Origin of the sequence: Spirillospora sp. CA-108201, from assembly GCF_050936235.1 — a bacterium.
Taxonomy (GTDB): Bacteria; Actinomycetota; Actinomycetes; order Streptosporangiales; family Streptosporangiaceae; genus Spirillospora.
The window spans coordinates 4344735-4363165 of record NZ_JBNJNE010000001.1 but is presented as its reverse complement, the minus strand read 5'-3'; the positions used below and the strand labels follow the sequence as shown (position 1 = coordinate 4363165).

19 protein-coding genes and 1 riboswitch are annotated in these 18431 nt (G+C 66.9%); of the genes, 9 read left to right on the top strand and 10 right to left on the bottom strand.

The annotated features are described in order from the left end of the window. Nucleotides 1-11 precede the first annotated feature (11 nt). The 6 genes from ACQEU6_RS21140 to ACQEU6_RS21115 all read right to left on the bottom strand — a co-directional run bounded on the left by ACQEU6_RS21140 (nucleotide 12) and on the right by ACQEU6_RS21115 (nucleotide 6187). A complete protein-coding gene (locus ACQEU6_RS21140; protein ID WP_499334253.1) occupies nucleotides 12-386 on the bottom strand; it encodes a hypothetical protein in 375 nt (124 codons plus the stop codon). Then, entirely contained in the window at nucleotides 383-1465 is a 1083-nt protein-coding gene (locus ACQEU6_RS21135; RefSeq protein ID WP_499334252.1) for a replication-relaxation family protein, read from the bottom strand. The genes ACQEU6_RS21140 and ACQEU6_RS21135 overlap by 4 nt, the downstream gene beginning before the upstream one ends. Next, complete coding sequence (locus ACQEU6_RS21130; protein WP_499334251.1) at nucleotides 1462-3714, bottom strand: type IV secretory system conjugative DNA transfer family protein; 2253 nt, start codon at nucleotides 3712-3714, stop codon at nucleotides 1462-1464. Before ACQEU6_RS21130 ends, ACQEU6_RS21135 begins: the two co-directional genes overlap by 4 nt. 20 nt (nucleotides 3715-3734) lie before the next feature. Then, complete coding sequence (locus ACQEU6_RS21125; protein ID WP_499334249.1) at nucleotides 3735-3914, bottom strand: hypothetical protein; 180 nt, start codon at nucleotides 3912-3914, stop codon at nucleotides 3735-3737. Between the two features lie 1257 nt (nucleotides 3915-5171). Further along, the gene (locus ACQEU6_RS21120; RefSeq protein WP_499334247.1) at nucleotides 5172-5354 is read right to left on the bottom strand and encodes a DUF397 domain-containing protein; all 183 of its coding nucleotides are present in this window, start codon (nucleotides 5352-5354) and stop codon (nucleotides 5172-5174) included. Continuing rightward, nucleotides 5351-6187, bottom strand: coding sequence for a helix-turn-helix domain-containing protein (locus ACQEU6_RS21115; protein ID WP_499334245.1), 837 nt, complete (start codon nucleotides 6185-6187; stop codon nucleotides 5351-5353). The genes ACQEU6_RS21120 and ACQEU6_RS21115 overlap by 4 nt, the downstream gene beginning before the upstream one ends. 207 nt (nucleotides 6188-6394) lie before the next feature. Between ACQEU6_RS21115 and ACQEU6_RS21110 the strand changes: the two genes are divergently transcribed. From ACQEU6_RS21110 to ACQEU6_RS21080, 7 genes are all read left to right on the top strand, one after another. Further along, on the top strand, nucleotides 6395-6652 hold the full coding sequence (locus ACQEU6_RS21110) for a hypothetical protein (protein WP_499334243.1): 258 nt from the start codon (nucleotides 6395-6397) through the stop codon (nucleotides 6650-6652). A 475-nt stretch (nucleotides 6653-7127) separates the two neighbouring features. After that, a complete protein-coding gene (locus ACQEU6_RS21105) occupies nucleotides 7128-7424 on the top strand; it encodes a hypothetical protein (RefSeq protein ID WP_499334241.1) in 297 nt (98 codons plus the stop codon). A gap of 122 nt (nucleotides 7425-7546) precedes the next feature. After that, nucleotides 7547-8284: a hypothetical protein gene (locus tag ACQEU6_RS21100; RefSeq protein WP_499334239.1), complete on the top strand. Its 738-nt coding sequence runs from the start codon at nucleotides 7547-7549 to the stop codon at nucleotides 8282-8284. Nucleotides 8285-8309: 25 nt separating this feature from the next. Then, entirely contained in the window at nucleotides 8310-9218 is a 909-nt protein-coding gene (locus ACQEU6_RS21095) for a phosphotransferase (protein WP_499340281.1), read from the top strand. 5 nt (nucleotides 9219-9223) lie between these two features. Beyond that, complete coding sequence (locus ACQEU6_RS21090) at nucleotides 9224-9670, top strand: hypothetical protein (RefSeq protein WP_499334237.1); 447 nt, start codon at nucleotides 9224-9226, stop codon at nucleotides 9668-9670. 79 nt (nucleotides 9671-9749) lie between these two features. After that, nucleotides 9750-10295 (top strand): winged helix-turn-helix domain-containing protein, encoded by a 546-nt coding sequence (locus tag ACQEU6_RS21085; protein WP_499331577.1) that lies wholly within the window; start codon nucleotides 9750-9752, stop codon nucleotides 10293-10295. Next, the gene (locus ACQEU6_RS21080) at nucleotides 10205-10825 is read left to right on the top strand and encodes a transposase (protein ID WP_499331575.1); all 621 of its coding nucleotides are present in this window, start codon (nucleotides 10205-10207) and stop codon (nucleotides 10823-10825) included. The genes ACQEU6_RS21085 and ACQEU6_RS21080 overlap by 91 nt, the downstream gene beginning before the upstream one ends. 346 nt (nucleotides 10826-11171) lie before the next feature. Here the strand turns inward: ACQEU6_RS21080 and ACQEU6_RS21075 are convergent, their stop codons facing one another. After that, nucleotides 11172-12188 (bottom strand): C40 family peptidase, encoded by a 1017-nt coding sequence (locus ACQEU6_RS21075; protein WP_499334236.1) that lies wholly within the window; start codon nucleotides 12186-12188, stop codon nucleotides 11172-11174. Nucleotides 12189-12195: 7 nt separating this feature from the next. Then, nucleotides 12196-12330, bottom strand: a riboswitch (cyclic di-AMP (ydaO/yuaA leader). A gap of 190 nt (nucleotides 12331-12520) precedes the next feature. Between ACQEU6_RS21075 and typA the strand changes: the two genes are divergently transcribed. After that, the gene (gene typA / locus ACQEU6_RS21070; RefSeq protein ID WP_499334234.1) at nucleotides 12521-14374 is read left to right on the top strand and encodes a translational GTPase TypA; all 1854 of its coding nucleotides are present in this window, start codon (nucleotides 12521-12523) and stop codon (nucleotides 14372-14374) included. Between the two features lie 70 nt (nucleotides 14375-14444). Here typA and ACQEU6_RS21065 read toward each other — a convergent pair whose 3' ends face one another. Next, the gene (locus ACQEU6_RS21065; RefSeq protein ID WP_499334233.1) at nucleotides 14445-14837 is read right to left on the bottom strand and encodes an FHA domain-containing protein; all 393 of its coding nucleotides are present in this window, start codon (nucleotides 14835-14837) and stop codon (nucleotides 14445-14447) included. Between the two features lie 51 nt (nucleotides 14838-14888). On the opposite strand from ACQEU6_RS21065, the gene ACQEU6_RS21060 reads away from it, so the two are divergent. Next, nucleotides 14889-15854, top strand: coding sequence for a hypothetical protein (locus tag ACQEU6_RS21060; RefSeq protein ID WP_499334231.1), 966 nt, complete (start codon nucleotides 14889-14891; stop codon nucleotides 15852-15854). Here the strand turns inward: ACQEU6_RS21060 and ACQEU6_RS21055 are convergent. Further along, nucleotides 15758-16432 (bottom strand): 4Fe-4S single cluster domain-containing protein, encoded by a 675-nt coding sequence (locus ACQEU6_RS21055; RefSeq protein WP_499334229.1) that lies wholly within the window; start codon nucleotides 16430-16432, stop codon nucleotides 15758-15760. The genes ACQEU6_RS21060 and ACQEU6_RS21055 overlap by 97 nt on opposite strands. A 65-nt stretch (nucleotides 16433-16497) precedes the next feature. After that, nucleotides 16498-18411: an AAA family ATPase gene (locus ACQEU6_RS21050; protein WP_499334227.1), complete on the bottom strand. Its 1914-nt coding sequence runs from the start codon at nucleotides 18409-18411 to the stop codon at nucleotides 16498-16500. Nucleotides 18412-18431: the final 20 nt, after the last annotated feature.

The window sequence follows — 18431 nt, the reverse complement described above, 5'->3', positions numbered from 1 at the left end:
ACGCCTCCCTTTCAGATGGGCCATTCCTCGGACGTGATGACGTCGACTGCTCCCGTTCTGCGTTTCATCCATTCTTCCGTGATGGCGACGGCGCGGTAATGAACGGTCCCGAAACTGCCGGTCGCGACGTAGTGCGCGCCGTCGCATTCGGGGGTGGCGGTCACGCCGAGGATTTCGGCGATTCGGTCCACCTCGGCGCGTTCGCGTTCGTCGGTCGCGTCGATGACCGAATACAGGACTTCGACGGTTCCGGGGACGGGGAGGTCGGTGTGTGTTTCGAGGAATGCGGCGAGGTTCCGCAACCCGTCGACGAGTCGGGAACGGCGTTCGGGCCGTGGGTCGGCGGTCGGGTCGTTCGGGGTTTCCGGGTGGGTTTCGTCGGTCACGGTTCATTCCTTTCGGTGGGTTCGTTCGGTGGCTGGATAGGGGTTGTTGAGAACGTGGCGAGAAAGGTCGTGGCGGCATCGAATGCCGTGACGTGAATGAGGGATTGCGCGTAGGGCCCGAGGCGCGCGACGGCGCGCGTGAGGGCTTTCGCGCGGGCATTGTCGGGAGCGGTCACGAGTACGCGGGGTATCGCGTCGTCGGGGCCTGGTTCGCCGCTGGCGTAGAAGGACAGGTACCGGCGGAATTTGTCGCGGATCGCGCGGGCTCGTTCGGTGCCTAGGTCGACTTCTAGCCACCAATTGTCGATGATCTGATTGTCGAAGTTGGCGAGTCTCAGGTGCGCATCTGGTTTGAGATAGCGACGCCGGTCGAGGGGCCACCAGCATTGCGGTTCCGCCTGGAATTCGACGATGTCGACCGGCGCATTTCGGGCGAGTTCGACACACCGCGTGTACAGTTCCGACACGGTCAGGGTGTGCTGTGCGAGTCGCAATGCGCGCAGATATCCGGAGTCGCCGGGCTCGTCCTCGGCCACCCCGACCCGCATTTGCATGAGCATTCTCGCTGCGGGATCGAGTGAATAGATTCGCTGTTGCGAACCCCCTTGCGGGCCTCCGACCCGTCGGGGCGGGGCGATAAGCGCCCCCGACCGAACAAGTCGCTTCAATGTTCGTTTCCGTGCGTGGATGGCTTGCGCCAGCCCGTAGAAATGCATTCTTTGCAGCTGCCCTGACGTCGCCATATTGACGCGATAAAGGGTGTCGAGAATGGCCCAATCCCGGACGCTGAGGCGCGGTTCGAGCCATTGTGCACGGGCGTTGATTCGGTGCGGGGGTAGGGGAGGGGAGGGGCGGGGGAGGGGCTGATTTCGGCTTTTCGCGGGCGGGGCGGGGCGAGTCCCCTCCCCTTCTGGGGAGGGGCTCGCCGAGCGAGGTGAGGCGGGGGCGGAGCCGCCGCCGAACGGAGAGAGAGTCCGGCGGGCTTCGCTGTCAGGCGCGCCTGTGGCCTGCGTAGACGGTGCCTGTCGGCGCACCCCGAAAGGGGGTCCGGCGGGGACGTCGGGGGGCGGGTGGTTCATGACCCTTCCTTGGGCATGCGCTGGCGGCTGTTGTTGTGGCTGGCGGGACGAGTCGGCAGGGCGAGAATGGTTCGCCGCAGGCACGCGTCCTCGATCTCAGCGCGGGCGGTTCCGTGCTGGGCGAGGCTGTCTCGCTTGAGGTCTGCGGGGGCGCGAATGGGCTCGGGTAGTTGCAGGGTGCGGCCGGTGACCGGGGAAAGGGTGCGTGAGTTCACGCACGGCCGCATCGCGATCTCGTATGTGTCCAGGCCGGACAGGTCCGCCGTTTCCAGAGGCGCGAACCGGTGCGCCATTTCCCGGGCGTCGCTGTATTCGAGTTGGAACACGATCTGAGAGCGGACGGTGCCGAGTACCGCCGCCGCGACATCGTGTGGAAGCTGGTCAAGGTATTGGTGGGCCAACACCACTCCCAGCCCGAATGAGCGGGCCTGCGCGAGCATTTCCGCGATGTCTCCGCCGGCGCCAAATTTCAAGAACTCCTGAAATTCGTCGATGTAGGCGAATGCCGGGCTTCTTTTGTCCTCGGCGACGGTTGCCCGGTTAAGGGTCTCCTGCCAGAGCATCGCGACCAGAAGAGAGCCAAGAAGATTAGCGGCATCGGGGCCGATAACGCCTTTCGCGAGCGGCACCAGGAGAATCTTCCGTTCCCGCAGAACGGCCCCGAGGTCGATTCCCTCGCTCTGCCCCAGGACCAGCCTCAGCGCGGTTCGTGTGGTGAAAGCCCGAAGCTTGTTCATCGCCGGGCCCACAAGCTGCGAGCGCTCATGTTCGTTCAATTGATCGTAGAACGACCAGAACTCGCGGACCGGTTGCGGGATATTCCGCGACGACCCCAGCACCGAACGCCGGAAATCGGAGTCGGCCAGCAGTGCGGGAATTTCCACCATGGTGAACCTGGAGCCGTCTTCCGCACGCGCATGAGTGAGCGTAAGGAGCGCATTCCGGAGGACGTCCGCGGTACGGGGCCCCCACGAATTCCGCCACAGATTCGACATCACATAGACCATCCGGTCCACCGACAGTTCCCGCGCATGGTCACCGGCTCCCGAAAACAGCGGGTTGAATCCGATCGGATTCTTGGTCGCCGATGCGTCCATCACGATGACGTCATCGGTTCGATGCTCGGGAATTCGCGCGAGGACCTGTGACACCAGATCGCTTTTCGGGTCGATGACGACGACCCCGTGGCCGGCCTCGATGTCCTGGCAAATCATGTTCGCCATGAGTTCGCTTTTCCCGGCACCGGTCGGACCGTGGACGCTCACATGCCGCAAACGGTCCCCGGTATCCAGGCTGAGCGGGCGGCCCGCCATTCCCGGATAGTTGCTCTCCCCCACGACCAGCCCCGAACCGCCCATGTCGGCGGGGACCGGCAAGGGCCGCGCGCTGCCGGTGGTCAGCCCAGGAACGGTCAGGCCGTCTGTCGGGTAGGCCAGCAGCGCCGCCGCCTCACCGGTGTTGAACACGCACGGCCACGGCAGCAGCGGCACCGCACGCACCCGCACCCGCCGTGCCACCACCCGGGTAGGTGTGAGCCGCGTTGAGAAGGCCGCTCCGGGCGCGTCGAGCGCTTTGAGGCCCGACAGCACTCGCCACATCAGCAGGCCCGCACGCTTGCGATGCGGGGCGGTCACGGCCACCCGGCCGCAGGCGTCCACCAGTGGCGCGGACTGCTTGAGTTGGAAGTCGCGGACCATCTCCGGGGGGAGGTCGCCGACGGGGCGCACGTATCCGCGCGCCCGCAGCGTCCATTGCACCCGGACCAGTTCCCCGGGGTTGAGCGGGTATAGCGCCGTCAGCACTCCGGCCGCCGCGTGTGCGGCGCGGTCGGTGGCCAGCGGCCGCCAGGTGCGCGCGACGCCCAGCTCCCGCGCGAGCCGCACCTGGGGGCGGGTCGAGAGGTACCCCTCGGCCTCCTCCAGACGGACGCCGGGAAGGGTGGCGGTGACCGTGGTCACCACCCCCGGTGCCATCGGCTCGCCCACCAGCAGGAAGTGCGAGATCCCCCGGTGAGTGCCCACGGTCTCGAACACGATCGGCCGCCGCCGGGTCGAGCCCGCCACCACCGCCAGCGTCCGCGCCACCGCGTCGATGCCGACGTCGGCGGGGAGCCGAACGCGGAAGGCGACGAGCGACCGCGCCCAGATGCGGCCGTGTATCCATCGGGCCGCACCGACGATGCCGAGCCCGGTGAGCGCGGTGACCAGGAACTCGATCGCCGTTTTGAAGTCCATTGCCGAGTAATCCACGTGTGCCCTCCTGCCTGTGGTCAGCGACGCCGGAAACCGGCCCAGCACAGGACGATGAGCAGGACGCCCGCCAGCGCCAGCGGGACGAACGGCAGCAGCCACCGATACGTCAGGTGCGCCAGGAAGGCGACCACGGGAACGGCCACCAGAAACGCGAGGAAGCGCCCCCAGATCGATCGCCGGACGTAGTAACGCGCCATGCCTCTTCCCCTCTCCTGTCGGGCTGTGAAGGTCTGCCGGGGCCTTGAACGGTCCGGCCGACTTCCAATCTGGCGCGCCAGCCAGCAATTCGGCAGAGGGCAATTTGTCGGCATCAACCGGGGCGCACAACAAGGCGGGAAAGGCGGCATGGAACCCGGCACTAATGGGGGCCCGCCGACCGGCCGCAGGCCGGGCATGTCAGCGGGCCTGTAGTGGACCCGTCAGTGCGCCTGTCATCTGGCACGGCGCACGGCACCGAAGACGGGGCCTAGATGTGGCATCGCCGCAGGTCAGGGAGTGCCGGCGCGAGGTGTCCGGAACGGTGCGTGCGCAGTTGGGTTCGGAGCGTGCCCGAAGGGCCAACCGGCGTCACAGACGTCCGGACAGGCGGACTGACCGCCTCATATGCACGCTCCGTAGCAGAACGCGCGCCGGGCAAACGGCCCGACCAGAAAGGCAATTGACGAGTATCCGAAACTGATACTCACGTGACTCCTGTGACCAATCAGGCGATACCTGACTCCACAGCCACGCGCGCTGACCTGCTCATGTCAATGATCGCTGCGGAGTGTGTCCGGCCGTAGAAAAGAAACTTGATCTCTATTAGAGCGGGGTTAGTTAAGCTTGCCGTCAAAGCCACAGCCGTACCCCGCCAGGCCGGGAGGAACAAAACAGCAAAGATGAACAGCCGCGCGACCCCCGCCACCAGCCACCGTCAGCGCAGAATAGGAATAACGTCAATCTACGGCCTCCTGCGCCGGGCACTCCGCCACGGAATGCACCCGGCACAAATGGTCGTCTACTCGCGCCCACTGATCAACCTACTGGCACCGCCCGACCCGCAATCCGAAAAGCCAATCGAAGAAAGGGCAATGGAAGCCGAGCATCAACTTCGGATTATCATCCGGCGAATCGGAGGAAACAGAGCACAAGCGCTAACCGTCTTCCTCGGCCTCGCGCCTGGGTACACCGCGACAACTGTCGAGACGCGCCGCAAAGCCGCCGCACGAATCCTCGACATACAACCGGACACGTTCCGCCGCCCCCGGCATGAACGCATGCTACTCCTACAAGTAGCAATGGAAATCTACCGAATACAGCAACCCTCGGCCCAAACAAGGGCCTGAAAGCAGTACTACCCCGCACACGCAACGCTCCGCCGATGGCTGAACATCGGCGGAGCGTTTACGTTTATCTAAAAGCCGGGCCGCCATCTTTTGCGCAGAACCGAGTGCCCAACAGGCGGCAAGTCGACATCAAAAATCGTGTCGACCACGCTTTACCTCTATCAGCAGCGTCGCCCAAGCGCGGCGCGGCACTGTCAACGCGGGGCCGTCTGGGTCTTTGGAATCCCGGACCGTGATTGCCTGCTGAAGTTCTGCGAGTTCGACGCAGTCGCCCCCGTTGGCACCGGTGTATGACGACTTACGCCACCTCATGTTTCCTGTTCCATCCATAGTTCGTCCGCCACCTTCTTGATAAATGTGATTGATTCTTGCGCCCGAAGGGCTTCCGCGCGGAAGACCTCAAACATATGTCTAAGTCGCGTAACTTCTTCGGCATCCTCGATTACTTCGCCGCTTAATTGATTGTCAACGTAGGCCACATCATCGCCACCATCAAGGTTCCCGACCACGAACCCACTCAGGAAACCGGCACAGACGTGAGAGCTAGCCGGAATGATTTGTACGATGACGTTGTCCCGCCCTGCCATCTCGACCAGATGCAAAAGCTGCTCATGCATGACTTTGGGGTCGGCGATAGTGTGTCGTAACGCAGCCTCGGCAATCAGGGCCACGAACATCGGCGAGTCTTCTTTGGTCAGAATCCGTTGTCTCTCAAGACGCGCGGAGACCATTTCTTCCAGGTCGGCATTGTGATTCGCTGCGCGCAATACGGCGGTTGCATAACCCTCCGTTTGCAGTAGCCCCGGGATTAGAAGGGGTTGAACTGTCCATAGAGACGTGGCTTGCCCCTCGGCCTCTTGCCATCTCCCGAACCATTCCACGGGCACGGAGTCGTTAATGAGGTCGTTGCGAATTCTGCAAAGAATCCCCGGCTCGGCTCCGTCGCCCAGCCCCAAGACTTTCTCAACATCCTTTAGGGTGTCCGGTTTGGGTAGCCGCCGGCCTCGCTCCCATGATCGGACAAGCGATTCAGAAACATAGATCGCTTTGGCCAATGCGTCCCGAGTCATCCCTTTTGTCTCACGAGCACGCTGTATCTCTCTAGCAAGGAACCTGCGAGGGGACCTATTGATACGCGAAGTCATGGGGGTACGGCTCCGTACAAGTTGGGGGTGGGGTCTTGTCCGGTCGGCGCGCTTGTGCTCCGGCTACCAATCGTAGGCCGTTCGGGTCACGGTGAGTACCCCGACGCCTTCACAACCTCGCAGGTGGGGCCCTCAAACGAGGGCGGCCCCGCCCGGTGGTGCAAACACCGGAATGCGGGGCCTTGATCGGAAATGAGGTTCCGACCCGTGAGCAACCTACCCGACCCGGCACCGACTATGAGTGACCTGCTGCGCAGACTCCCCCAGGACGCGACGGCCGCCCAGCTCCAGGCGTGGACTGGCGACCGGTGGGTGTGCTGGTACGGACACATCACAGGCCACTACTGGGGCATGCCTCGTCACCCGTACCCCTGGCGCGGGGTGGTGGAGGGCGTCACGCCCGAAGCGCTCGCCGCCCGCATGACGGAGGTCGACGCCTACCACGGGCACGGGCGGCGGCCGTGACGCGCCCACAGACACGCTCAGGGCTTCGGGCACCCCGAACCAACGTCGCGACTCCCGAGCCGCCGTCTTCCCCGTCGATAGAACGCGCTCCGAACGAGGCGACCGCCCCCGGCTGCCTCACGGCTGCGCTGCCCGATCTCGTCGGCGAAATACATGGCGAGATCTTGGACGCGGCACCAGCGCATGCCCGTGCCTTGGTCGACCTGCTGCACGGTCGATTCCGCGCACCCCTAACAAACGGGTGCCTTCTGGTCTGTCTCGGGCTATCCGGCAGCGCTTTGGAGCCACTTACCGACACCTACGGGGCGGGACTGGAGATCGGGCACGTACTCAAACTGCGCGCCATCGATCAACTCGAATCGACTGATGGACTAACCACACGCCACATACACGAGATCAACTTCCTTCTAGAAGCGCACAGACTGATCCCCCCGCAACTCCCCGACCCGACTCCCTAGAAGGGAGGGCAATTGCTATGGCTCGCGAAGATCTGGAGTTCCTTGCACTTCGGGACACTCTCGCGCAGATGGGCGTTCAAACGAGGTCCAGCGAAGGGAACTATGAGTACTTCACGGCCTTTACGGAACTCGACCCGGAAACCGGAAACCCCGGAAATGGAGTGTTCGTGTATGGCCGCGACGGCGAGTCTCGATTCTTCTGGGGTTGCAGTCTCAACCATCATTCGATGGACGACGTTTCCGGGGCAGCCCGGCGTATCCGCGCGTATGTCGAATTCCTGTCCGTGCTCAATAAGATAGAGGGGACGGTGTAAAGCGAATTATGCTTGCACCTCAACGGTTAGCTCGGGCACCTCCTGTGTGCAGCGTTATGGATTACGCGACAGCGCCAAGACATGAACGGTCAAGTCAAGCCGATCAGGAACCAGGAGAGGGCATGAAGCAGAACGAAGCGATTCGGGTGGAGTTCCCCGAGCAATTCCACCCGGGGTGGAACCGAATCGACGGTGTCACCGTCGACGGAAAATCCCTCACGATCCAGCCGGAGAAGTATTTCTTCCGGTACGAGAACCCTTCATGGATCGTGTGCGACTGGCAACACGTCAGGGCGGGCCTGCTCAACGTCCGGGAAACCACAACAGAAGCCATCGAGCAGCAGGCTCTGGAATTCGTCCAGACCTACGGCCGCACCACCGAAGACCCGGCGGCCGTTCTGGGCGTCGCGTGGCACGTCAACGCGTGGATCTTCCGCGACGAGATCGCAACCGAGCCGGGAATGGCGAAACTCGGCGTCCGGCCGGTGCACGCGCGAATGCTGCGGGAGGTGTCAACGCTCATGGCCCTCAACCGGGTCGAGTTGTCCGGGCGCATCAGCAACGTCGGCCCGGCATGGATGGCACCGATTGCCGTCAAAGCCGTTTACGGCCTGAACCAGGGTGAGGCCGAACTCGTCGACGAGTTGTACCACGGCGCATGGTTCGACGAGTCCCGCAGAGTCGAGGCGGTCAAGGCCAATGCCGCGCTCGGCGGCCGACTGGTTCACGGGTGCCAGTCGCAAGCGGACATGCGGGGCGGCGCTGTGGTGCCGTTCGGCGTCGACCTCACCGAGTTCCGGCGGGAACTCGCCCACTTCGGCGACGACTGGATCACGCGGGTGGAAGCCTGTGGCCGGTAACTCCGGACTGGAGGGGGCGGGCGGAATGTCCGCCCCCTTCCCCGTCCTCGCCGCGATGCTACGAGCCCGCGATTTTCCGCCAGCCATCCGGCGGGAACCAATCCACGTCTGGGCAATGTCATCGGTGGAACGCGTCCATTTGAAGGACGGCCAAACGGTCATCCTCAAATCAGCGTCCCCACTCTTCGCCAAAGAAGCGGCGACCCTGAAACACGTCGCTCCTTACGTTCCCGTCCCGCAAATGCTTGGGGCACGCACACTTCCCGACGGCCGCCTAGCCATGCTTTTGCAAGATCTGGGCGAGCATCCCGAGGAAGACCCGCCACTAGAGGTAGGCGCACGCGTCGCCGTCGGGGTGCACGCATGCCCGCCGAAAGGCGCACTTCCCCGTCTATCGCGAGCGCGCCTTGCCGCACTCCCGAAAGATGCCCTCGCGTCATTGACCACCCTGCATAGGTTCGGCAGATGGAGCGACACCGACGACATCCGGGAATCGCTAGAGGCACTCGTGAAGGTTGCACGGCGGCGGTCTCGTGATGCAGCCGTTCCGCCGTTCGGGATGTGCCACAGCGAGTTTCATCCGACGTCGATACACAGAGGACCGCGAGGCTTGTACGTGCTCGATTGGGCACGCGCATTCACCGGGCCCGGTCTACTCGATCTCGCATCCTGGGAGGACACGCCAAAGCCACTCAACACCGACGCGCTAGCCAACCTGATCGTCCGCTACGTCGAAGCGGGCGGCCCTCTCGAAGCAATGAAGAAGCGAGACGGACTAGCGCCGCAGATATGGGCCGGGGGGTGGCATCGCGTATGGATCAGTGAATGGTACTTGCAACAGTGCGTCTACTGGATTCCAGACCCAGCCAATGACCCGGCCGTTCAGAAAGTTGTGCGGCGACATCTGTCGGAGGCAACCGAATGTCTTTGTTAGCGAACGTGCACCCCTCCGAGCAACTGGCTACGCCCGAAGGCGACCGGGTCTCGATAGACACCGAAATGATCCCACTCATTCGCGCGCTGTGGGCAATCAGGCTCCGCACGGCTGGCTGTTGCCAGGACCTCGGCGAATCTATCTTGCCCGCAGCCGCATGGGAGACCTGCACCGGCCGACGCAGGCACGCGCATTTCTACACCGGGCAAGCGTGGCTCAAAATGCCCAAGGCCGACGCGTGCGCTTTCCTGTCGCTCGTGGGGACCAATCCGGTATTCCGGGAACGCCTTAACCGGTGGACGATGCCCGACGCATGGGACTCATACGTCTACATCACCGCAGACGAAGACGGTGCGTCTCTATCGACGTGGGCACAAGTGCACTTCCCACGAACACAAATCGCCGAGGTCACCGATATCCTCACCCAAGAACGGGCGACCCGAAACAGCTAGAGAGCTTCAATAGTTAGGGTTACCGACTGTGTCTTGGTGGTGACTGGCCTGTCGGGTGTGGGCGGGTTTCCCTTGGTGGATGCGGTATGGCGAGGGCGGCGGGTTGACCGCTGTGGAGCGGGCGCGGCGGGAGGCGCTGCGGCTGGAGGCGGCCCGGCTGTTCGAGGTGGGGCTGTCAGATGCGCAGATCGGGCGGCGGTTCCGTGTGTCGCGGATGTCGGTGAACCGGTGGCGGCGGGCCTGGCAGAGCGGCGGTACGGCGGCGCTGGCGTCCAAGGGAGCCGGCGGCGCGAAATGCAAACTGACCGATGACCAGGTGAATCTCCTGGAGGAGGCGTTGGATCTCGGCCCGGCCGCGCACGGCTGGACCGAAGACCAGCGGTGGACACTCGCGCGGATCGCCGAGGTGATCTGGGATCTGTTCTCGGTCTCCTACACACCGGCCGGAGTGGACGTGCTGCTGCACCGGATCGGGTGGAGCGTGCAGACGCCGACCCGCCGTGCGGCCGAGCGCGACGAGCAGCGGGTTGACCGGTGGCGGGCGGAGGTGTGGCCGACGGTGGAAGCACCGCGGCGGACCTGGGCGCCTGGATCTGCTTCGAAGACGAAGCCGGCCAGGGGCTGAGGCCGCCCAAAGGCACCACCTGGGGACGACGCGGACGCACACCGGTGGTGCGCGTCACCGCCCGCGGCACCCACCGGATCTCGCTGGCCGCGCTCGTGGCGATCAAGCCCGGCGAGCATCCCCGGCTGATCTACCGCGCACACGCCTACCGCGGCCGAAAACACGAGAGGAAGGGATTCGACGAGGGCGACTACATCCGATTACTGGATGCCGCTCACCAGCAACTCGGCGGGCCGATCGTCGTCGTGTGGGACAACCTCAACACCCACCGCTCGGCCCGGATGCGCCGCTACCTGGCCGCCCGGGACTGGCTCACCGTCTTCCACCTGCCGCCCCATGCTCCTGAACTCAACCCCGTCGAGGGCGTGTGGTCACACCTGAAACGGTCCCTGGCCAACCTCACCAAGCACACCATCGACCAGCTCATGCAGCTGATCAAGACCCGCCTGAAACGCATCCAGCACCGGCCCGCACTGCTCAACAGCCTCCTCGCCCACACCCACCTGCAAATCAGTAACCCCAGCTATTGAAGCTCTCTAGAAGGGCGCAGAGACACGGCCCGTACATTTCCAGGGTGATGTACGGGCCCTGCGCCTTGTCTAGGTTCGGCACCTTCCAGGCATTCGGCGGTTCACTCGTCAGCAGGTCGAGCACCACCAGACCTAGGGGGCGAACAGCCCCCTAGGACCCGGCACAGGGGAGCCCACGGGAGCCAGAGAGGGAGCCAACTCCCCAAGATCTCGCCCGTCATCCCCCGACGCCCCTTGGCGGGTAACCGGCGTATCGGCTGGTCAACGGCCATCCCGGCGACCCTGCCAGACTCTGTGACCAAGATGGTTGCGGGAGGGCCGCCAGGCCCGAAGGAGGAGAAAGAAGCTAAGAAATACGGTTCGCGCCTGCGTAGTCGGAGCGGTCGGAGAGTTTGGAGATTTTGACCACGTCGCCGGTCTGGGGGGCGTGGAGGTACTTGCCGTCGCCCAGGTAGATGCCCATGTGGTGCAGGTTGCCGCCGAAGTACACCAGGTCGCCGGAGCGGAGTGCGCCGCGGGAGACCTTCGTGCCCATGGCGAACAGGTCGCCGGTGTAGTGGGGGAGGCCGGGCTTGCCGACCTGGCCGTAGGCCCAGACGACGAGGCCGGAGCAGTCGAAGCTGCTCGGTCCGGCGGCGGCCCACACGTACGGGGAGCCGAGCTTGGTGAGCGCCTTGCGGGCCATCTTCGCGGGCAGGCCCGAGCCCTTCACGGTGGCGCTGAGGCCGGTGCGCGGGTCGCTGGCGTGGGTGGTGGTCAGCTTGTCGAGGCGCTTCATCACCTCGGAGACCTTGGTCTTGGCGGCCTCGCGCGTCTTCTTGGCGTCGTCCCAGGTCTTCTTGACCTGCGCGGTCCTCGCCTTCGCGGTGCGCTCCGCGGCGTCGGCCTGGTCGATCTGCTTCTTCAGGGCGAGGACGGCGGTGGCCTGGCTCTGCGCGAGGTAGGCGCGGTCGGACAGCCCTTCGGCGGACGTGCCGGAGCCGAAGAGGACGTCGGGGCCGCCGGCCATGTAGTTCGCGGCGGCGAGGCTGCCGAGCTTCTGGCGGGCGGGCTCGGCGAGGGCGCGCAGCCGCTCGGCCTCCTTGGTGGCGTCCCGCTCGGCCTTGCGGGCCTTGGTGAACTCCACGCGGGCCTTGTTGAACTTCTCCGTGAGGATCTCGGCCTCTTCGTTCAGCGCGTCGAGGCTCTTGCGCAGGCCCTTCTCCGTCGTCGGCGTGGGGCTCGGCGCGGCGGGCGCGGAGGCGGGCCGGAACGGCTGGGCGGCGTGGGCGAGGTCCGGCGCGGTGGCGCCGAGGCCTATCAGGAGCAGGGTGGCGGTGGCGGTGGGCAGGACGCGACGCCGCCGATGGGGATCCGGAGCCAAGCCGGTGCTCTCCTCTCCTCGTACGCCTACCGGGTTAGCTGACGGGTTCGGGCCAGGAGTCGCCCTACGACGTGTGAGTCGATTCACCCCGGAGGACGTGGGTCCCCGGTTCTCCCCGCGGGAGATTCGGCGTTCCGGCCGCAGCCCCGGGGGGTGGGGCCTCGGACGACCGGATCTCGGGCAGATTACAAAGGATGCGCAAAGTTGGCCAATCGAGGTTCGTGTGACGGAGGGGACGAACGACTCGGAGTGGGTGGTACGCACGGCCAAGTAGAATGGATACGGCCGCACGTCTGCGGCGACTCCCGAACTCTCACGCAAGGCGAACCCGCATGCCCATCTCCACGCGCGACGACCTCCGTAACGTCGCGATCGTCGCCCACGTCGACCATGGCAAGACGACGCTGGTCGACGCCATGCTCTGGCAGTCCGGCGCCTTCCGCGAGAACCAGGACGTCGACGACCGGGTGCTCGACTCCAACGACCTGGAGCGCGAGAAGGGGATCACGATCCTCGCGAAGAACACCGCGGTCCTGCACAACGGGCTGACCATCAACATCATCGACACCCCGGGGCACGCCGACTTCGGCGGCGAGGTCGAGCGCGGCCTGTCCATGGTGGACGGCGTCGTCCTGCTGGTGGACGCCAGCGAGGGCCCGCTCCCGCAGACCCGGTTCGTGCTGCGCAAGGCGCTCGCCGCGCGGCTGCCCGTGATCCTGGTCGTGAACAAGACCGACCGTCCCGACGCGCGCATCGACGAGGTCGTGGACGAGACCTACGAGCTGTTCATGGACCTCGACGCCGACGAGGACCAGATCGACTTCCCGATCGTGTTCGCGTCGGGGCGCGCCGGGCGGGCCTCGCTCGACAAGCCGGCCGACGGCGCCATGCCGGGCAGCGAGGACCTGGAGCCGCTGTTCAAGGTCATCACCGAGACGATCCCCGCTCCGTCCTACGACCCCGACGCCCCGCTCCAGGCGCACGTGACGAACCTGGACGCCTCCAGCTACCTCGGCCGGATCGCGCTGTGCCGGGTGCACGCCGGCACCATCAAGAAGGGCCAGCAGGTCGCCTGGTGCCGCCACGACGGCAGCGTCGACCGGGTGAAGATCACCGAGCTGATGATGACGGAGGCGCTCACCCGCAAGCCCGCGGACGAGGCCGGTCCCGGTGACATCATCGCCATCGCCGGGATCCCCGACATCATGATCGGCGACACCATCGCCGACCCCGACGACCCGCGCCCGCTGCCGCTGATCACGGTGGACGAGCCGGCGATCTCCATGACGATCGGCACCAACACCGGGCCGATGGCCGGCCGCGAGAAGGGCACCAAGGTCACCGCCCGGATGGTCAAGGACCGGCTCGACCGCGAGCTCGTCGGCAACGTGTCGATCCGGGTGCTGCCGACCGAGCGTCCCGACGCCTGGGAGGTGCAGGGCCGCGGCGAGCTGGCCCTGGCGATCCTGGTGGAGAACATGCGCCGCGAGGGCTACGAGCTCACCGTCGGCAAGCCGCAGGTCGTCACGCGCGACATCGACGGCAAGAAGCACGAGCCGGTCGAGCGGCTCACCGTCGACATCCCCGAGGAGTACCTCGGCGCCGTCACGCAGCTGATGGCGGTCCGCAAGGGCCGCATGGAGCACATGACGAACCACGGCACGGGCTGGATCCGGATGGAGTTCCTCGTCCCGGCCCGCGGCCTGATCGGCTTCCGTACCGAGTTCATGACGGAGACGCGGGGCACCGGCATGGCGCACCACGTCTTCGAGGACTACGAGCCCTGGTTCGGCGAGCTGCGCACCCGCCCGTCCGGCTCGCTCGTCGCCGACCGGTCCGGCGCCGCCACGGCCTTCGCGATCACCAACCTCCAGGAGCGCGGGACGTTCTTCGTCGGCCCGACCACCGAGGTGTACGAGGGCATGATCGTCGGCGAGAACTCCCGTTCCGACGACATGGACGTCAACATCACCAAGGAGAAGAAGCTCACGAACATGCGGTCGTCCACCGGCGACGAGCTGGAGCGGCTCACCCCGCCCCGCCGCCTGTCGCTGGAGGAGGCCCTGGAGTTCTGCCGCGAGGACGAGTGCGTCGAGGTCACCCCGACCGCCGTCCGCATCCGCAAGGTCGTCCTGGACGCCAAGGAGCGCGAGCGCACGCGCGCCCGCACCAAGCGCGCCGGCTGAGCGCCGAAGCCGAAAGAGGCGGCCCCGCGGTTCTCGGAACCGCGGGGCCGCCTCTTTCGACGTGTGCCGGTCAGCTCAGCTGGACGGTGCCCGTGACGTCGGCGGCCAGGCGGAGCTGGTCGCCGTCGCGGAGGGGGGCGTCCACGCCGCGGGGGAGCCGCTCGCCGTTGACGAACGTCCCGTTGGTGGAGCCTTCGTCGCGCACCCACGCCGTCCCGGACGGGTCGAGCCACACCGTCGAGTGGCGCCGCGACACGTTGTCGTACTGCGTGAACGTGGCCGCCACCGGCGACTGGCCCACGTCCCGGCCGAGCACCAGGTGCTGGCCGACCGAGACCTTGAGCTCGCCCGTGGGGAACTGGACGCGCAGGACGGGCGTGCCCTTCTGCGGCAGCGGGCGCAGGCACGAGTCGCACTGCGCGGCGCCCGGGTTGGCCAGCACCGCCTCGCAGTACGGGCACATGAACGCCGTGCTGTCGGGCGCGGGCGGGCGCTGCTGGCCCTGGTTGTGCTCGTGCGGCAGCAGTGTCGCCTCGCGGCCGTGCGGCGGCAGCGGCGGCTGGCCTCCGTGCTGCGGCTGGCCTCCGTGCTGCGGCTGCCCTCCGTGCTGCGGCTGCCCTCCGTGCTGCGGCTGCCCCCCGTGCTGCGGCTGGCCGTACTGGGGCTGGCCGTGCTGCGGCTGCCCGTACTGGTGGTCGGCCGGGCCGGGCTGCGGCGCCCCGTACTGGTCCTGCGGGGCCCCGTACTGGTCTTGCGGAGCGCCGTACTGGTCCTGTGGAGCGCCGTACTGGTCTTGCGGGGCGCCGTACTGCTGCTGCTGCGGCTGCTGCTGGTAGGGGTCGGGCGCCTGCTGCTGCTGCGGCGCACCCCACTGGTCCTGCTGCTGTTGCTGCGGGGCGCCCCACTGGTCCTGCTGCTGCTGCGGCTGCCCGTACTGTGGCTGCCCCTGCTGCTGCCCGTACTGGGGTTGCCCGTGCTGCCCCTGCCCGTGCTGGTCATGAGGCTGCTGGGGCATGGGCGGACCCCACGCGTCCGGCTGCTGCTGTTGTTGCTGCGGCGCACCCCATTGGTCTTGCTGCTGTTGCTGCGGGGCGCCCCACTGGTCCTGCTGCTGCTGCGGCTGCCCGTACTGTGGCTGCCCCTGCTGCTGCCCGTACTGGGGCTGGCCGTGCTGGGGCTGCCCATGCTGGGGTTGGCCGTGCTGCGGCGGGCCGCCGTACTGCTGGCCCCCCTGCTGCGGCCCCGGCGGCGGTGGTATCCGCTGCGGTTCGTACCCGCCCGGGCCCTGCTGTGGAGCGCCGCCACCGGCGCGCGCCAGGTTGGCTCCGCAGCTCATGCAGAGCAGGTCGCCCGGCTGGAACGGCTCGTCGCAGACCGGACAGTTCAAGGTCGCCATGACACATCCCCCGAGCGCACCCCGGCGCGGTCGAGCCTCGACGAGAGGTGCTCCATGTCACCTCTTCGCGGGATCCCGATGTAGTACACCCGCTTTCCCTCCGGCCCTTCGTCCACGGACACCTGTACTCGGGGCCCTCTTCCTTCAGTGTCACCGACGCCGGCCACTGCCCCGTACCGCTCGCGTCCCAGGGGGGACACCGGCACGACACGCTGGTTGGCCGACCCCCTCCAGAGTAGGGAGCCGTCCCCGGAGTGTCTCCCCCCAGGGTTGAGCCGGTCGACGTAGGGTCCCGTGATCACGGCGTCGCACATGTCCACGATCTCTCGCGTCGCGGCGGCGCGCGAGAGCCGAGAGAAGACATATCCGCTGTAAACCAATATGTCCAACGCAATCGTCTCACGGTCGCGGGTCTCCCGCCACGCGCGGATCCCCCGCACCAGGGCCGCCAGCGCGGCCGGCTGCTGGAACGGTTCGCCGCCCGAGATGGTCACCCCGTCGACCGGTTCGGGAAGGGACGCGAGCCATCCTAGGACCGCGTCGACGGGGATCGCCCGCCCCGGGTCGGCGTCCCACGTGTCCCGCGAGAGGCAGCCGTTGCAGTGCAGCGTGCAGCCCTGCGTCCAGATGCCCGCCCGCGTCCCGGGGCCGAGTGTGGTCACCGGGTAGTGCGCCTTGGCGAGCAGGAGCGACCCGCCGTCTCCGGCCGCGGGGGGACGGGCCGTGCTCACTGGAGGTCCAGGTGCACGATGGTGCCCTCGCGCCGGATCCCCGTCACGGTGACCTTCTCGTCCGGGACGAGTTCCCGGTCGAACAGCGCGCGCGCCAGCGGGTTGACGAAGTGCGACTCCAGCGCCATGCCGATGCCGCGCCCGCCCTTGGCGAGCGCCTCCGTGCACCATCCGCGGAGCGTCTTCAGCGCGTCCCCCTTCACGGCGAGGACGAGCCGGTGCTCTTCGGTGACCCGCCGGCAGATGTTCGCGAACTGCAGATCGAAGATCTTGTGCGCCGCCTCGCCGGAGATGAAGTCGAACACCACGATGTTGTCGCCGAACCGGTTGAGCAGCTCCGGCCGGTTCAGCACCGCCGTGAAGTGGTCGGCGACGGCGCCCTTGATGCGCTGCTCGACCTGCTCGTAGGACATCCCGGGTGTGATGTTCTGCACACGGTCCGGGGACCCGTACGCGGCTCCGTCACCGGCTGTGATGTCCCGTCCCGGCACGAACATCCCGAGATTGGAGGTGAAGATGAGGATCGACTCGGAGAAGTGGACGGTGTTGCCGCGCCCGTCGGTGAGCCGGCCGTCCTCCAGGATCTGCAGGAACTTGTCCAGGATGCGCGGGTGCGCCTTCTCGATCTCGTCGAAGAGGATCACCCGGAACGGGTCCTCGCGCACGGCGTTGGTGAGCTCGCCGCCGGCCTCGTGCCCCACGTACCCGGGCGGCGACCCGATCAGCCGGTCGCCGGAGCCCTCCCCGGAGAACTCGCTCATGTCGAAGCGCAGGTAGGCCGACTCGTCGCCGAAGACCAGCTCGGTGATCGCCTTGGCCAGCTCGGTCTTGCCGGTGCCGGTCGGGCCGGCGAAGAACAGCACCCCGCGCGGGCGGCTGCCGGACCGCGTCGCCTGCGCGCCCGACAGGCCGAGCACCGCCCGCTTGAGGATGTCGAGCGTCTTCGTGACGGCCTGCGGCTGCCCGATCACCCGCTCGGGGACGCGCTTCTCGCCGTCCAGCACCCGGCGCCGCAGGTGCCCGCGGCTCCACGGGTTGTCGAGTACTCCCAGCTTGTAGGTGCGGACCGCGTCCGGCAGGTCGGCGAGGTCGACATTGCGCTCCTTCGCCAGCCGGGTCACCTCGATCATCGACTGGAGGGTCAGCCCGTCGGCCTGCTCGGCGAACGCGTCGCAGGCCGCGGCGGCCGCCTCGTCCGACCCGACGTCGCCCACCCCGAACGCGCGGGCCAGCAGCCGCGCCGTCTCCTGCCGGTCGCCGAGGTGCGGGCGCGGGATCGTGATCTCGCGGACGTTCTCGTTGTCGGCCGTCAGCCACGGCGGCAGGTCGCCCGGCCGCTCCACCAGCCAGATGACCGGGTTGTAGAGCGGCTTCGGCCGCGCCCCCGCCACCCGGACGGGACGCGCGCCGCGCGACAGCTTCACGCAGAACCGGAAGAAGTCGCGTTCGGCCGGCTCCAGGTCCGTCGGGGTCCGGGCGATGCGCGACGCCGAGTCGATCACGAACGCGGCGCGGACGTTCTCCTGCGGCCGGGCGATCGCCGCCAGATGCCGCGTCAGCCCCTCCAGCGACGGCTTCTCGTCCGCCTTGACCTTGCCGAGCAGCGACTCCGCCGCCGACGCCGCCTCGCCGCCGGACGCGTCGGTCGGGCCGGGGACGATCTGCAGCCCGTCCACCGGGTCGTAGACGGCCATGAAGGACGCGCCGCTGGAGCGCAGCGTCTCCCACAGCAGTTCCCGAAGCGGCAGCAGGACCGCCGGGCCGCCGTCGGAGGACGGCGCGAGGAAGCTGTCGTGGAGGTTGCCCGACAGGACGTACTGGGAGTGCACCGAGAGGGTCGCGTCCAGCTCCCGGATGAACGGCGGCCAACCCTGCAGCCGGCCCCCGAGGGTCGGCGAATCAATGCTCATCTGGTCACTCCACTCCGTCC